14 protein-coding genes and 1 pseudogene are annotated in these 14,736 nt (G+C 65.9%); 11 read left to right on the forward strand and 4 right to left on the reverse strand.

All coding sequences use genetic code 11. The features are described from left to right. From AWC17_RS10240 to AWC17_RS10255, 4 genes are all read left to right on the forward strand, one after another. Positions 1-903: FAD-dependent oxidoreductase (locus AWC17_RS10240; protein ID WP_141224573.1), on the forward strand; the 903-nt coding region annotated here is incomplete at its 5' end. Positions 904-1,057: 154 nt separating this feature from the next. Next, complete coding sequence (locus tag AWC17_RS10245; RefSeq protein WP_141224575.1) at positions 1,058-1,867, forward strand: IclR family transcriptional regulator; 810 nt, start codon at positions 1,058-1,060, stop codon at positions 1,865-1,867. A 10-nt stretch (positions 1,868-1,877) separates the two neighbouring features. Continuing rightward, a complete protein-coding gene (locus tag AWC17_RS10250; RefSeq protein WP_046183905.1) occupies positions 1,878-2,225 on the forward strand; it encodes a hypothetical protein in 348 nt (115 codons plus the stop codon). Further along, positions 2,218-2,844, forward strand: coding sequence for a Dabb family protein (locus AWC17_RS10255; protein WP_046183904.1), 627 nt, complete (start codon positions 2,218-2,220; stop codon positions 2,842-2,844). Before AWC17_RS10250 ends, AWC17_RS10255 begins: the two co-directional genes overlap by 8 nt. Before the next feature lie 26 nt (positions 2,845-2,870). Here AWC17_RS10255 and AWC17_RS10260 read toward each other — a convergent pair whose 3' ends face one another. Together AWC17_RS10260 and AWC17_RS10265 are read right to left on the reverse strand one after the other, a co-directional pair. Continuing rightward, positions 2,871-3,758: an SDR family NAD(P)-dependent oxidoreductase gene (locus AWC17_RS10260; protein ID WP_046183903.1), complete on the reverse strand. Its 888-nt coding sequence runs from the start codon at positions 3,756-3,758 to the stop codon at positions 2,871-2,873. After that, positions 3,755-5,686 carry a flavin-containing monooxygenase gene (locus tag AWC17_RS10265; protein ID WP_046183902.1) on the reverse strand — a complete coding sequence of 644 codons (1,932 nt, stop codon included), beginning with the start codon at positions 5,684-5,686 and terminating at the stop codon, positions 3,755-3,757. Before AWC17_RS10265 ends, AWC17_RS10260 begins: the two co-directional genes overlap by 4 nt. A 102-nt stretch (positions 5,687-5,788) precedes the next feature. On the opposite strand from AWC17_RS10265, the gene AWC17_RS10270 reads away from it, so the two are divergent. The 7 genes and pseudogenes from AWC17_RS10270 (at position 5,789) to AWC17_RS10300 (ending at position 13,087) form a co-directional block, all read left to right on the forward strand. Then, positions 5,789-7,375, forward strand: a complete 1,587-nt coding sequence (locus tag AWC17_RS10270; protein ID WP_046183901.1) for an acyl-CoA synthetase — start codon at positions 5,789-5,791, stop codon at positions 7,373-7,375. A 25-nt stretch (positions 7,376-7,400) separates the two neighbouring features. Further along, positions 7,401-8,540 carry an acyl-CoA dehydrogenase family protein gene (locus AWC17_RS10275; protein WP_046183911.1) on the forward strand — a complete coding sequence of 380 codons (1,140 nt, stop codon included), beginning with the start codon at positions 7,401-7,403 and terminating at the stop codon, positions 8,538-8,540. Continuing rightward, the gene (locus AWC17_RS10280; RefSeq protein ID WP_046183900.1) at positions 8,537-9,562 is read left to right on the forward strand and encodes an acyl-CoA dehydrogenase family protein; all 1,026 of its coding nucleotides are present in this window, start codon (positions 8,537-8,539) and stop codon (positions 9,560-9,562) included. Before AWC17_RS10275 ends, AWC17_RS10280 begins: the two co-directional genes overlap by 4 nt. A 70-nt stretch (positions 9,563-9,632) precedes the next feature. Next, a complete protein-coding gene (locus tag AWC17_RS10285) occupies positions 9,633-10,112 on the forward strand; it encodes a nuclear transport factor 2 family protein (RefSeq protein WP_046183899.1) in 480 nt (159 codons plus the stop codon). Then, positions 10,109-10,981: an SDR family NAD(P)-dependent oxidoreductase gene (locus tag AWC17_RS10290; protein WP_046183898.1), complete on the forward strand. Its 873-nt coding sequence runs from the start codon at positions 10,109-10,111 to the stop codon at positions 10,979-10,981. The genes AWC17_RS10285 and AWC17_RS10290 overlap by 4 nt, the downstream gene beginning before the upstream one ends. Position 10,982: 1 nt before the next feature. Further along, positions 10,983-11,943, forward strand: a pseudogene (locus AWC17_RS10295) (alpha/beta hydrolase); the annotation flags it as partial. Between the two features lie 67 nt (positions 11,944-12,010). Continuing rightward, positions 12,011-13,087 carry a hypothetical protein gene (locus AWC17_RS10300; RefSeq protein ID WP_046183896.1) on the forward strand — a complete coding sequence of 359 codons (1,077 nt, stop codon included), beginning with the start codon at positions 12,011-12,013 and terminating at the stop codon, positions 13,085-13,087. A gap of 84 nt (positions 13,088-13,171) precedes the next feature. Here AWC17_RS10300 and AWC17_RS10305 read toward each other — a convergent pair whose 3' ends face one another. Further along, positions 13,172-13,462 (reverse strand): hypothetical protein, encoded by a 291-nt coding sequence (locus AWC17_RS10305; RefSeq protein ID WP_046183910.1) that lies wholly within the window; start codon positions 13,460-13,462, stop codon positions 13,172-13,174. A 5-nt stretch (positions 13,463-13,467) separates the two neighbouring features. After that, entirely contained in the window at positions 13,468-14,598 is a 1,131-nt protein-coding gene (locus AWC17_RS10310) for a 3-ketosteroid-9-alpha-monooxygenase, oxygenase component (protein WP_046183895.1), read from the reverse strand. Positions 14,599-14,736: the final 138 nt, after the last annotated feature.

Below are 14,736 nucleotides of genomic sequence, written 5' to 3' on the forward strand. Positions count from 1 at the left end.
GTCGAGACCGCCACCGCGGCCGGCGCGCGCGCCCTCTACGACGTGCGGGTGCAACGCCTGGTCGTCGAATCCGACGGCCGGGTGGTCGGCATCCGCGCCCGCCAGTACGGCAGTGAAATGACGGTCCGGGCCCGCACCGGTGTTGTGCTCGCAACGGGCAGCTTCGCCTACAACGACGCGATGGTGGCCCGCTACGCCCCGCGGATCGCGGGGCGCCCGGCCGCCTCGATCGAGCAGCACGACGGGCAGGCGATCAGGATGGCCCAGGCGCTGGGCGCCGATTTGGCGCACATGGACGCCACCGAGGTCGCGATCTTCATCGACCCCCAGCAGCTGGTGCGCGGCATCCTGGTCAACGGGCGCGGCCAGCGCTATGTCGCCGAGGACACCTACCCGGGCCGGATCGGCCAGCTCACGCTGTACCAACAGGACAACATCGCGTACCTGATCATCGACGACGACGCGCAGCAGGAGGCCATGGCGTCGTGGTCGCCCAAGTTCATGCTGCGCCCGGCGACCTGGGTGGCCGGCACCGTTGCCGACCTGGAAAGCGACATGGGCCTCGCGCCGGGTTCGCTGCAGGCGACCGTCGCCGCCTACAACGAGGGCGCCGCCCGCGGCGAGGATCCGTTGCTGCACAAGAAGCCGGAATGGCTCAGGCCGATCGGTTCCCCGGTCGGCGCCATCGACCTGCGGGAGAACACCGGCGGGTTCACGTTGGGTGGACTGGCCACCACGTTGGACGCCGAGGTGCTCCACGTCAGCGGTGACCCCATCCCGGGCCTCTTCGCCGCCGGCCGTTGCACGGCGGGGCTGGCCGCCTGGGGCTACGCCAGCGGTATCTCGCTCGGTGACGGCAGTTTCTACGGCCGCCGCGCGGGCCGATCCGCGGCCAAGGGCTGAGCCCAGCCGCAACTTCACCGCCGCAACCACACTGCCTCCAAGCCCGCCGACTCCCCGGGTCCTCTATGCGTGACAACCGCCACACCGGTGTGCTAGGAATATATTCCTAATAGGAATATATCGGTCAGGTACATTTGGAGGAGCGATGTCAGGTATCGCTGAACCCGCCACCCCCACGGCCGTCATCGACCGCATATCGCTGGTTCTCGACGCCTTCGAGGGTCCGGGGCGGCTCACCCTGGCGCAGATCGTCAGGCGCACCGGCCTGCCGCGCTCGTCGGCGCATCGGATGCTCGAACGCCTGGTACAGCTGCGCTGGCTGCGACGCAGCGGCCGCGATTATGAGTTGGGCATGCGCCTCGTCGAACTCGGATCGCTCGCCGTGCATCAGGACCGGCTGGTGCGGGCGGCCGGCCCGCTGCTGGGTGAATTGCACCGCGCCACCGGCCTTGTCGTGCACCTGGCCGTGCTCGACGGCCCGGACGTTGTGTACCTGGACAAGATCGGTGACCAGAGAATCCCCACCCGGGTGGGTGGTCGCCAACCCGCCCATTGCACCGCAGTCGGCAAGGCGATCCTCGCCTATCGCGATGAGGATGCCGAGCTCGATCTGCGGGTTCGGAAGACGAGATACTCGATCTCCAACGGCACCCAGCTGGCCGTCGAGTTAGCCAAGGTGCGGGCCCATGGCGTCGCGTTCGAGCGCGAGGAGTCACTGCTCGGATTCGGTTGCGTGGCAGCACCGATCGGCGGGCCGGGTGAGGCGGTGGCGGCGGTGTCGGTCTGCGGTCCAATGAACCGCATGATGTTCGACCAGCGACTGACGGCCCCGGTGCGCATGACCGCGATGGGCATATGGCGCAACGTCGAGGACGGCCCGCAGCGCGTCGCTCCAACCCTGCAGCCGCTGCGCCCACTGCGTCCCGCAGGTCCGGCGGCGCGGCCCGCGCTTCAGTACGCGTGAACGCGTGCACATGGCGGGCGGCCACGTCTTCGTGATCGACCGGGTGGTTACCCGGCCCGGCTGCGCTCGGCGGTTCGTCGACGCCTACCTCGCCGAGTATGCCCCTGGCGCACGGGAGCGCGGGATGACGTTGCGCGATGTCTTGGTCAGCCCGCCGATCTGGTTCGATGACGAAACCAACACCGTGACGATCACCTGGACGCTGCCCAACGTGCGGGCGTGGTGGGAGATGACGTGGAAGGGCAGGCCGGACCCGGCCCTCGGCGAATGGTGGTGCAACATAGCCGAACTCGTACAGGAGCGGTCCCGATCGTTCGCGGCGACCCCCGAGGACGTGGACCGACTTTGCGATGTTTAGCGTCACCAGGTTGTTAGACGTCGTCAAGGATGAACGCGACCGGATGCTCACCGCGTTGCGGGCGGCCGCCCGCGACGCCCAAGCGTTGCGCTGGGTGGTGCAGCCGACTTTGCCGGGGGCGCGTAACGGCGGAGACATCCTGCTGCACCTGAGGTTCGATGCCGAAGACCGGGCCGGTCTCGCCCTACGGCGATTAACCCCTCTTCTTACCGACTTCGCAGTCACCCGGGTCAACGGTGCGAACTATTGGGGCAGGCCCGTTCGCCGCAGCGAAACCCCGGGCACGGTGTATCGCGCACTGTTACTTCGGGTGTCCTCCGACGCCCCGGCCGCGATGGTCGCCCGCTTCGAGCACGAACTGTCGTCGATGGCGCACTATGTCTCGTCCATCCGCGCATGGCAACTGAGCCGGGTGTCCGAGGGCGTCGGCACCTCCGCCTGGACCCACGTGTTCGAGCAAGAGTTCTCCGACGTCGGCGGACTGATGGGGCCGTATTTGATGCATCCGATCCACTGGGCCGTCGTGGACCGCTGGTTCGACCCCGAGTGTCCCGACGTCATCATCCACGACCGCGTCTGCCACAGCTTCTGTGTTTGCCACGACCCGGTTCTCGGCTGAAGGACGAGCGTCGCGGATGCGGCGAACTAGAGCCCCGCGGCCCGGATATTCGGGTTGGCCGTCGGCGGTGGTGGCAGCGGCGGCAGCACCGCGGTTCCATCCAGACTGTGCACGGGCAGTTGCTGCGACCACGGAAAGTGCAGGCTGAACGCGACGAGTCCGGTGCGCTCGGCGGCGGGCAGGTGACACATCGCCAGCACAGTCTCGGCCAGGTATTCCACCGGCTCGGTCGGGAAGCCATTAGGAATGAGCTGGGCAGCACCGGGAGTGCGAACGGCCGTCGATGGGCCGACGCAGTTCACCGCGATGTTGGCATCGAGCAATTCGGCGGCGACGCCCTGGGTGAAGCGATGCAGGGCGGCCTTGCATGATGCGTAGATCACGTCGCCGGAGGTCTTGTTGTAGTCGCGATACGGTCGCACCGGGGCAACGCCAGTCACTGAGCCGATGTTGACGATCCAGCCTGCGCCCTGCTTGCGCATCTGCGGCACAGTGGCTTTCGTCAAGACGAACGGCGTGCGCAGGTAGTGCTCCACCGTGCGGTCGAACGTTTCCAGACTCATGTCCTCCACCAGGGAGTAGTCCGCGAAACCTGCGTTGTTGACCAGGATGTCGATGCGGCCGGTGCGGTCGAGCACCTCGTCGATCAGCCCGTCGCGCTGCCCGGCATCCTCGAGATTGGCCGCGACGGCGAATGCCTTCCCGCCGGCGGCCTCGACCAACTCGACCGTCTCGGCGACGGTGCCAGGAAGCGTGGTCGCCGCTCCACCGCGGACGGATGACGACGCGGCGTGCGAACGGGCCGTGACTGCCACGGTGGCGCCTTCCGCAGCCAAGCGCTGGGCGATCGCCCGACCGATCCCGCGGCTACTGCCGGTGACCAAAGCCGTCCTCCCGGAGAGCAACTCGTTCATCGCAACTCGAAATCGTCCTCAACCGGTGCACGGTGATCACGCCATACGTCGATCAGCCGGTATGGGAAGGCTGTCACGATCCGCCCGCCGCCCGAACGGTAGTACGTGTGCGCGGACGGGGTGTGGCACCACACCGTGCCCTCCATCGTCGCGTCGATGTCGGCGACGTAGTCGTTGTACGCGCGCTGCTTCACTTCAATTGTCGGCGCCGCTCGCAGTGCCATGAGCTGGAGGCATTCCATGACGTAGTGCACCATCATCTCGACGCCGAAATTGTGGCCCGCACCGTGTCCCGGGCTGTAATTGGGCGCCGACGACATGAACAAGTTGGGAAACCCGGGGACGGTCCCACCGCGGTAAGCCCGCGGTCGGTTGCCCCACTCGTCGGCCAGCTTCTTGCCGTCTCGCCCCTGAATGTCCATGGTGGACAAGAAATCCAGATGGTAACCGGTCGCGTAGACGATGACGTCCAAGTCGATCTGCCGGCCGTCGGCCGTCACGATGCCCGCCTCGTTGACTCGGGCCGGCTCGCTCGCTTCGACGTCGACGTGCTCGCGGGCTAGCGCCGCATAGTATCCGCCGGGATCGCGGATGATCCGCTTGCCGTACGGCGCGAAGTCTGGCGTGACCTTCCGCGCCAGTTCGCTCCCGGCGCCGAAGACGTCGTCGATGTACTTCAGGCACATCTGCAGCAGCGCATCGTTGGCCGGCGAAATGGACATATGGCCGCGCGCCCATTCGGGGTCGTACAAGATTACGGGGTAGTTGTTGTCTGCGGTTCCCCAATAGGATTTGAGTCGAATCCAATTGGCGTAGAAAGGCAATCGGGTACCCAGCCATCGCTGATGGTCGGGCACGTCATCGGTGAGCCGCCGCCGCGGCGCCACCCAGTGCGGCTGGCGCTGGAACACCGTCAGGTGCGACACGTGGTCGACGCACGCGTCGACGATCTGCACCGCGGTGCATCCCGCACCGATGATGGCAACCCGCTTGCCGGTCAGATCTAGATCGGGAGACCACTGCGCCGAATGGACTTCGACTCCCGCGAAAGTCCCCCTTCCAGGGAGTTGCGGCCAGCGTGGCCGGTTGAGGTAGCCGGCGGCGGGGATCACCACATTGGCGTAGCTGATCTCACGGGCACCGTCGGGGCCCAGCGCACGGATCTGCCACTGATGACGTTCGTCGTCCCACCAAAGGGCTTCGACTTCAGTACCGAAGCGGGTGCGCTCCCGCAGTTCGTACTTGTCGGCCACCGACACCAGATAGGACTGATACTCCGGCCCCATCGGGTAATAGCTGGACCAGTCGCCGTTGACGTCGCGCGACAATGAGTAGTACGCCGAGGGGGTGTCCACACCGATTCCGGGATAGGTGGTCGTGTACCAGGTGCCGCCGACCTCGTCGTTACGGTCGAAAATCTGGTAGTCCACGCCGGCATCGGCCAACTCCAACGCGGCGGTCAATCCCGCAATACCGGCGCCGATGATCGCCACCCGGAAGTCGTCGGGGAGCTTCGCGGTGCGTGGCAGCACCGGCTGTGGCGGCTGGAATCCGCCCTGCTCCAACAGTAGCGGGATGTACTCGGGGCCGATCGTTCCGCCGAGTGCGAGCGGCGCGATCCGCGCGAACAGGGCGGGGTCGTCGGCAGGGGCGGCGTGAAGAGACCGGGGCATCTGCAGCGCGGTCACCACTGCCTCGACGATGGCCACCCTCGTCTCCGGGTCGGTAGTGCCCGCCTGCTCGGGCGGGTCGGGCACGTAGGTGATCTTCGGCGCGAAGCGGTCGACCACCCCGGCGTCACCGGTCAGTTGCGCCAGCACCGCGACGAGCACACCGGGGTCAGCCCGAAGCAGGTTGGCCCGCAGTTCGTCCGGGTCGACATCCACCAGCCCGGTGCGGTCGGCTCTCGCGGGTGCGCCAGTACTCATGACGCCGAGTATCGACGCCGCCCACCGCTAGCGGGCAGCCCTTGTCTACTCAGCGGGACACCGTCGGCAATCCGCCGGATATCAGGGCTTAGCGTGGCCCGCATGCAGTTGGGCGACCTTGACGTCACCGTCGCGCGCGCACGCAGCCATTCACTCGGCGACATCCCCGGCCGGTCGGCGCGCAGGCACCCGGACAAGATCGCGATTGTCGACGGTGACGTCGTGCTGAGTTTCGCCGAGCTTGAGAACCTGGTGGACCGCGCGGCCGCGGCATTGGGCGACAACGGTTTTAGACCCGGTGAGCGGTTGGCGCTCTTGTCGCACAACTGCTGGCAATACGCCGTCCTGGTATTCGCTACTGCACGGGTGGGGGTGGTCCTCGTCCCGGTCAACTTCATGCTCACCGCCGAGGAGGTCTCCTACATCCTCGGCCATAGTGACGCACGAGGATTCATCGTCGAAGCGGACTTGACACCCACCGCTGAGCAAGCCATGCGACTGGGTGGATCGGTAACGACGAAGGCGGCGCTGCTGCCGCCCGGGCAGTCCGCTCCGGCTGGCTGGTCTGACTTCGCCGAGTGGCTGAGCACCACATCGACGGCCCCACGTCCCCACATCGACGACGACCAACTGCTGCGCCTGATGTACACCAGCGGCACCGAATCCCGGCCCAAGGGCGCCATGCACACCAGCCGCAGCCTGATGTGGAACTACATCAGCACGATCCTGGCCGGCGACATGTGCGCCGACGATGTCGAGATCCATTCCCTGCCGCTCTACCACTGCGCGCAGCTCGACAACTTCCTGGCCACCGATGTCTATCTCGGCGCCACCAGCATCATCCTGCCGCGGCCGGATCCCGAACTCGTCCTGCGCACTATCGAGCGCTATGCCGTCACCAACTATTTCGCCCCACCGACGGTCTGGATCTCGTTGCTGCGATCACCCGTCTTCGATACCGTCGACCTGTCCAGCCTGCGCAAAGGGTACTACGGCGCCTCAGCGATGCCGATCGAGATCCTTAGCGAGATTCGGGAGCGCCTGCCGCGTCTGAGGTTGTGGAACTTCTACGGCCAGACCGAAATTGCGCCGCTGGCCTCCGCGCTCGGACCCGACGAACAGGACGCGCACGCAGGTTCGGCAGGGCGTCCGGTCGCTAACGTGGAGACGGCGATCCTCGATGACGACGGCGCCCCCCTTGCCCCGGGCGTCGTCGGTGAAATCGCCCACCGCAGCCCTCATTTGATGCTGGGCTACCTGGACGACCCACAGACGACAGCCGAGGCCTTCCGGGGCGGCTGGTTCCACTCCGGCGACCTCGGCTACTACGACGAGCACGGGCTGCTCCATGTCGTGGACCGCAAGAAGGACATGATCAAGACCGGCGGGGAAAACGTCGCAAGCCGGGAAGTCGAAGAAGTCATCTACCGACACAGCGGCATCGAAGAAGTCGCGGTGTTCGGCCTGGCCCACCCGGTTTGGGTCGAGGCCGTTGTCGCGGCGGTGGTGCTGCGCGACGGCGTCAACCTCGCCGAGGACGACATACTCGCACACTGCCGCGCGCACCTGGCCGGGTTCAAGACGCCCAAGCGAGTCTTCTTTGTCGATTTCCTACCGAAGAACCCCAGCGGCAAGCTGCTGAAACGCATGCTGCGCGAGCGATTCAGCTCGGGATCAGCTGATCGGTGAAATGCGCAGGGTGGAAGATACGGTGATGGCGTTCTCCCGGTTGGTGCCCCCTATCTCAGTCGACCCTTTGTCGACGCAGGGGCTTCGCGACGAGGTGCGGCAGTTCCTGGACGACCAACGGGCTGCCGGGGCGTTCACCCCGTCGGTGGACGCCTGGCTGTCGGGATGGGACGAAAACTTCACCGCCGCGCTCGCGGCTCGCGGCTGGTTGGGGATGACGGTGCCCGTCGAATATGGCGGCCACGGGCGTTCATTCCTGGAGCGGTTTGCCGTCACCGAGGAGCTGCTCGCCGCCGGCGCCCCCGTCGCTGCGCACTGGATCGCCGACCGGCAGATCGTGCCGTCATTGCTGAAATACGGCACAGAATCACAGAAGTTGGCTTTCCTGCCGGGGATCGTGCGTGGCGAGTGCTTCTTCGCCATCGGCATGAGCGAGCCGGAGTCCGGCTCCGACCTGGCCAGCGTGCGCACCAGGGCGACGCGCGTCGACGGAGGCTGGTCGCTGACCGGCACCAAGGTTTGGACGTCGGGCGCACACCTCGCCCACGCGTTCATCGTGCTCGCCCGTACAGCGCCACTGGATCCAGAGCACCGGCATGCCGGACTGAGCCAGTTCATCGTCGACCTACGCGGGCCCGGCGTCGACGTGCGCCCGATCGTCTCGATGAACGGCGCCCACCACTTCAACGAGGTGATACTCGATGAGGCGTTCCTCCCCGACGACATGGTGTTCGGCGCAATCGGTGACGGCTGGCGGCAGGTGACTTCCGAGCTGAGCTTCGAGCGCAGCGGACCCGAGCGGTACCTGTCGACCTTCGTCCTGCTGGCCGCCTGCGCCGACCGGATGGCGGCGAACGCCATTCCCCGCAACGCGGATCTGGGGAGGCTCGTTGCGCGTGTCACCGGTCTGCACCACATGTCCACCGCAGTTGCCGGCGCGTTGGAACGGCGCGAGCCGGCCGACATCCCCGCCGCCCTGGTCAAGGTGCTCGGCACCGTCACCGAAGGCGATATCGCAGAGTTCGCCGACCTGCAGGACTCCCCCGATCGGATCTTCGCGGAGTTGGTGCGTGCCGCCGTGGACCAGCGGCCGGGGTTCACCCTGCGGGGCGGCACCAATGAGGTGCTTCGCGGAGTCATCGCGCGCGGATTGGGGCTGCGGTGAGCACCAAGCCTTCCGTCGACGAAGCCCTGGCCGACATGATGGGTGCCGTCTTTGCCGGCCACCGCGAAAAGCTCGCGGGCGGAACGATCGTCGATCGGGGCTCTGACCTGTGGCACCAGCTCGCTGAGCTCGGTCTTCTGCGCCTCACCGGTGCGGTCGAGCACGGTGGCAGCGGCGCTGGGTGGTACGAGGCGGCCGAACTCCTGAAGGCGGCGGTGCGTAGCGGTATTCGAATCCCGCTCGCGGAGCACGACTTGTTGGCATGCTGGCTCCTGGAGGCCGGCGGGTTGGCCGCCGACGGCGCGGCGCGGACGGTCTGCCTGGTCGACAAGCACGGCGTCGCGACGCACGTGCCATGGGCGAGCATGGCCGATCGCGTGGTGGTCGTATGGCACGTCGACCGGCAATATCGCGTCACCGACGTTGCAGCCGAAATGCTCACCATCACCCCCGGCGCCAATTTGATTGGTGAACCACGTGACACCGTGGCTGCCGAACTCTCCGGCTGGCAGGGAACGCCCATCGGCGCGGGCCTGGTCAGCCAGCTGCGGCTGAAGTCGGGGTTGGTGCGGGCGATCCAGGTGTGTGCCGCCCTGGATTCAATACTGCAACTCTGCATCGAGCACGTGACCTCACGAACCCAGTTCGGGCGCCCGTTGTCGAAATTCCAAGGCGTTCAGAACCTGGTCTCCGACGTTGCCGCCGAGGCCGCGCTCGCCCGGGCCGCAACCGAGGCGGCGTTGACGGCCGGCATCACGGGAGAGTGGTCGGGCCCGACCTTGGAATTCCTTGTGGCCGCGGCGCGCTCGTGTGCGGGCCACGCGACATCCCTGGTGGTGAGAAACGCCCACCAAGTGCACGGTGCCATCGGCACCACCCGTGAGCACCGCCTGCATGAATTCACCAGGGCTGCGCTCGCGTGGCGATCGGAGTTCGGTTCGATGCGCTACTGGGACGACGTCGTCGCCGACGCTGCAATGCACGCGAGCGTCGGGGGCTTGTGGAGCCTCATCACCGAGTGATGCGGACGGTGTTCCACTCATCGGGCAGTCGCCGTGCCGCCGCGGCCACAGTGGAGTTTCATTCCATGACATGAACAACGACATCACCCTGTCGGAGCTACAGGAGTTCATCGGCGAGTTCTGGTACCACTACGACGAGGCCCACTACGACGAGCTCGCGACTAGATATGCCCATGACGTGCACTACGTGACTAGAAGTGACTCGGGCGCAAGTCCTTTCGAGGAACTCATGTCGCCCGAGCTCAACGGCCGGGACGCGGTGATGGAGTGGTTGTCCCAACATCGCAAGCAGAGCCCGTACCCGTTGCGTCACCACGCCACCAATGTCCACCGCACCGGCGCCGACGGTGACGTCACCCGCGCGCGGTTCTACATACTCGTCAACCAGATCGCCAATTTCGTGCCGTTCGCGGTCTCCAGCGGGATTGTCAACGTCGCTGTCCGACGCGGCGACAATGGGCTGCAATTCACCAAGATGGACGTCGTTCTCGATGCGACCAACTCGGTCCTGCTGGCCGACCTGCATGCCGACAGCACCGCCCCATCATGACCGCCCGCGGCACATTCTCCGGCGGCGTCGCCGTCATCACCGGGGCTGGATCCGGGATCGGTGCCGGTTTGGCGCGGCACGCCCACCGGTTGGGCATGACCGTGGTGCTCGCCGACATCGACGCCGACGGCATCGCCGCGCTGCGCGACGAACTGTGCGCAACCAGAGGTACGGCCGTCGACATCGTCTGCGACGTGCGTGATCCCGCGGCGGTACAGGGCCTCGCGGACCGGGTTTATCGGGATTTCGGCGCGGTGCGGCTGCTGGTGAACAACGCGGGTATCGAACAGTTCGGCTATCTGTGGGATACGCCGGTGACGAACTGGCAACGCGTCGTCGACGTCAACATCAGCGGAGTCTTCCACGGCGTGCGGGCATTTCTGCCGAAAATGATGGCCGTCGACGAGCAGGCGTGGGTGTGGAACGTTGCGTCAGTCGGCGCTGTTGTGACAATGCCGCTGCAGACGCCCTACATCGTCAGCAAGCACGCTGTGCTCTCAATGACCGAATGCCTCTGCACTGAGGTCCAATTGGCGGGACACGACCACCACATACATGTGCAGGCCGTGTTGCCCGGGCCGGTGGTGTCCAACATCTTCGAATCCGCGGGGGGTGTCGATGCCACGGAGGCCGCTGACATCGGCGCCGCCGAGACGCATCGCGAAGCGATGCTGGACATCAAAGCGGTCGCGATGGACCCATTGGCGGCCGCCGAAATACTGTTCCAACAAGCCGCCGAGGGCCGTTTCTACCTGCTCACCCATCCCGCATATGTCGGCTCGGCGATGGCGGAGCGCGCGGAAGTGCTTGCCACGCAACGACGGCCGGTACTGCGCACGGAACGCCGGTTCGGTGCCAACCAGCTCTGACATGGGGACCTCCGAGCTGGACCCCGATGCCGCCGCCCGCATCGCTTCGTTCGGTGACATCCCACCGATGCGCCAGCGCGGGCTCGCGGCCGTGCGCGCCGCGCTCGAATCCGCGCCACCGCCCGAGTCGATGACCGAGATGGCCGCCGTCACAGAAGTAGCCATACCCGGTCCCGCGGGCGACATCCCGGCACGGGTCTACCGCCCCGACGCCGAGAGCGGCGGACCCGTGCTGGTGTATTTGCACGGCGGCGGCCTCGTGATGGGGTCGAACCACTCGTTCGAGCCCCTGGCGCGTGAGCTGGCTGCGGCGTCGGCAGCCACCGTCGTAGCGGTCGACTACCGCCTGGCCCCGGAGTGGCCGCCGCCCGCGCAGTTCGACGATGCGTACGCCGCGACGGAATGGGTGTCACGGAATGCCCGTCATCTAGGGGTCGACCGCGAACGACTCGGGGCGATCGGCGACAGCTCGGGTGGCGCACTCGCCGCCGGCGTTGCGCTCGCCGCGCGCGACCGTGGCGGTCCGCCGATCTGCGCGCAGGTGTTGCTATATCCGGGCCTGGACCGCGACATGACGGCTCCGTCCGTCACCTCCCTGGCGGACGCCCCGATGCTCACCCGCGACGACATCGACTACATGCACTCCCTGGTCGACGGCGACGCGGGTCCGCCCAGCAGCCCATACCTGGTTCCCGCCTACGCATCCGAGCTTGCCGGCCTCCCGCCGGCCATCGTCGTCACCGCGGAGTGCGACCCGATCCGGGATTGGGGTGAGCGGTATGCGACACGGCTGCGGGATGCCGGCGTGCAGACCACCCTGACCCGTTATCCCGGGATGTGCCACGGATTTCTGATGCGTTCCGATGCCACGGCGCGGGGTCGGCTGGCCATCGCCGAGATCGGCGCGCTACTGCAGGCCAAGTTCGGCCATCCGGTCCGGTTTTGACGTCCCGGTGACCGGGCTGCCGCCCCGCACATCGCAACCGCGCCGCCCACAATCAGAGCACGAACTGCAAAAGGAGACAGCCGATGCTCAGCGACGACCGGCGGATCGAGCTTTCCGACGTGTTGCGGCCGGCCGCGCCGCCGCGCGAGGTCGACAACGTCTATACCGACGATCAGCGCGAACGCCTGCTCGACGTGGTACGCACCGAGGGGCCGTGGCGGTTGATCATTGCGCAACACTTCGCGTCCCCCGATGAACTGATCGCCACCATGAGCGGCCTTTTCCCAGAGGGATTCACCCCATCGCTCGACCTGTTCCTCACACCGACCTTCCGCGGCTACCTCGCCAACTACGGCGCGGTGCTCTACCCACAGCTGCACGACTGCTTTTATAACGCGCGGTTCCTCGAGATGGCCAAAAGCTACTGGAACGCCCAGTACGCCAAACCGCAGCTGATGCTGTTCAATATCAACGGGCCCTGTGCCAACCGCGACCCGGGACATCTGGACTCCCCGAGCTTTCGCGGCGTGCGTCACGAGAACGCGCCGACCTGGCTCACCAGCGTGATGGGCAAATCCGGCCTGTTCGGCGACTACCTGATCAAAATGGCGCAGGTGATCACTTGGTTCTCGCTCGACCCCGGGAGCGGATTCACCTACTGGCCCGACGGGCCGCTCGAGGCACCCAAACGCGTTTTGCCGCCGATCAATAACCGTGGCGTGGTGGTGCAGAACGAAATGATGGTGCATCGCGGCGAAGCGAACGGACCACTTGAGCAACAAGTTCCGGCCGGATTGTCCTTCGACACCGTCTTTTCCGGTGACCCCAGTGACCGGGATCAGTGGTTGCTCAAAAACGGCGACGAGGTGATCGCCCGCCACCACACCGACCAGCTGCGGTTCCTGGTGCACTGGTCCGCCGAGGTGTTCACCGACCACGACGAGCTGAAGAAGAACATGGAGGGCTCGCACGACCTGACCATCGAGAAGGCCATCGACATCATGGTCGACGACCTCAACGGCAGGGGCATCAAGCTTGACATTCCCAGCGAACCATTGCACGACCCGGCGTTCATCAGCGCGCTCAACGCCGGCTACGACCTGGGCGGCCCCGCCGTCTATCCCGAAGAGGCGCCCATCAGCGCCTTCCAGTTCGCATGATGGGATCACCTCACCGCCCAGCGTCGACTTATTTGCGCGAAAGCCTTCAACGGCACCATAATTCGACGTTCGGCGGAATAAGGGTCAAACAGTTTCGTCAACGATGGCCAAACCGCCACGTCGCACGGCTTCGAGCATCGACTGCTGCAACGCCGAACACGCCAGGAACACGCCGCGACCGCCGGGCGTGGAAATCCTCTGCGCTTCGGCACGCTCAACGCACCGGGCCGTCGCATCGGCGTTCCACTGCACGCTGGTCTGATTCCAGCTACTTTTGCGAGCAAGTACCTGCGCCCCGCACCTACGGCACCCCACAGGGCGCATCGGCATCTCGTCGAGGCGATTATCTTTCCGCACAGACGAATCGAGCGACATCACACCTAGCCAGCACCCTGCGCGGCCATATTGGCCTCGACCTCTTTCATCCACGCCTCGTAGGGCCGGGTGGTGTCGAGTTCGAACTCGAAGCGGTCCACCATATCCGGTTGGACGTCGGCGGCGTCGACGTAGAACTGCTGGTACCAGCGACGTAACTGGTAGACCGGCCCGTCCTCCTCGACGAGAAGCGGGTTGTCGATGCGCGCCTTGTGCCGCCAGATCTGCACGTCCTGCTCGAAACCGATCTTGACGAAGTCACCCAGGCTGATCGCAGTCTTCAGCGCCTCATCGCCAGGCAACTTGTCCGACTTCTTGACGATGATGCCATATTGCAGCACAAAGGAATTCGAGTCGATCGGATAATGGCAGTTGATCAGGATCGTCTTGGCGTCGCCGTCGGTGTAGTGGTAGGTCAGGTCATCGATCATGAAGGACGGCCCGTAGTAGGACGCCACCGACGTGGTCCCCAGCATCGTGGTCCCCTCGGGGCTACCGATGTCGGGACGACTCCCGCCGTTCATGTACTGCGTGGCCACATGCCCTTCGAAGATGTTCTTGAAATACGTGGGTAACGAGCCGTGGATGTAGAAGAAGTGGGCCATGTCCACCACGTTGTCGATGATCTCGCGGCAGTTACTGTGCACGACCGTGGTGTACCAGTGCCAGTCGGTCCACTCGTCGCTGGTGGCACCCTCGATGCGGGGGATCGTGACCCCCGCGGGCGGCGGTTTGCGCTCCGGGTCGTTCCACACGAACAACATCCCGTCCTGCTGCAGCGTGGTCCACGCCGCAGTGCGCGCCAGCTTCGGCGTGCGCCGGCTGTAGGGCACCTGCTTGCACCGCCCGTCACCGCCCCAGCGCCAGTCGTGGAACGGGCAGGCGATCTCGTCGCCCTTGACTTCGCCCTGCGAGAGATCACCGCCCATGTGCCGGCAGAAGGCGTCAAGGACATTGATGGTGCCGTTCGCGCTGCGGAAGACAACGAGCTTTTGTCCGAAGGCGTTGATCGCGTGCGGCTTGCCATCACCGAAATCCCGGATCAGGCCCAGGCAGTGCCAGCCGCGGGCAAACCGCATCGGCACGGCCTGCGCTTCAATCTGCCGAACTTCGTCGACCTCAGACTGCGTCGTCATAGGGAAGATTAAACTCCCGTCGCCCCGTTCGCGGGGCCGCTTATTCCCACTGATCAGGACGGCTCTTCCGTTGCCGGGCGGCCGCGGCATACGGTTTTCGGCGTGAACCCCCAGAGCACGACGATCCCCGCCGGGCTT

This window comes from Mycobacterium nebraskense, from assembly GCF_002102255.1.
GTDB lineage: Bacteria > Actinomycetota > Actinomycetes > Mycobacteriales > Mycobacteriaceae > Mycobacterium > Mycobacterium nebraskense.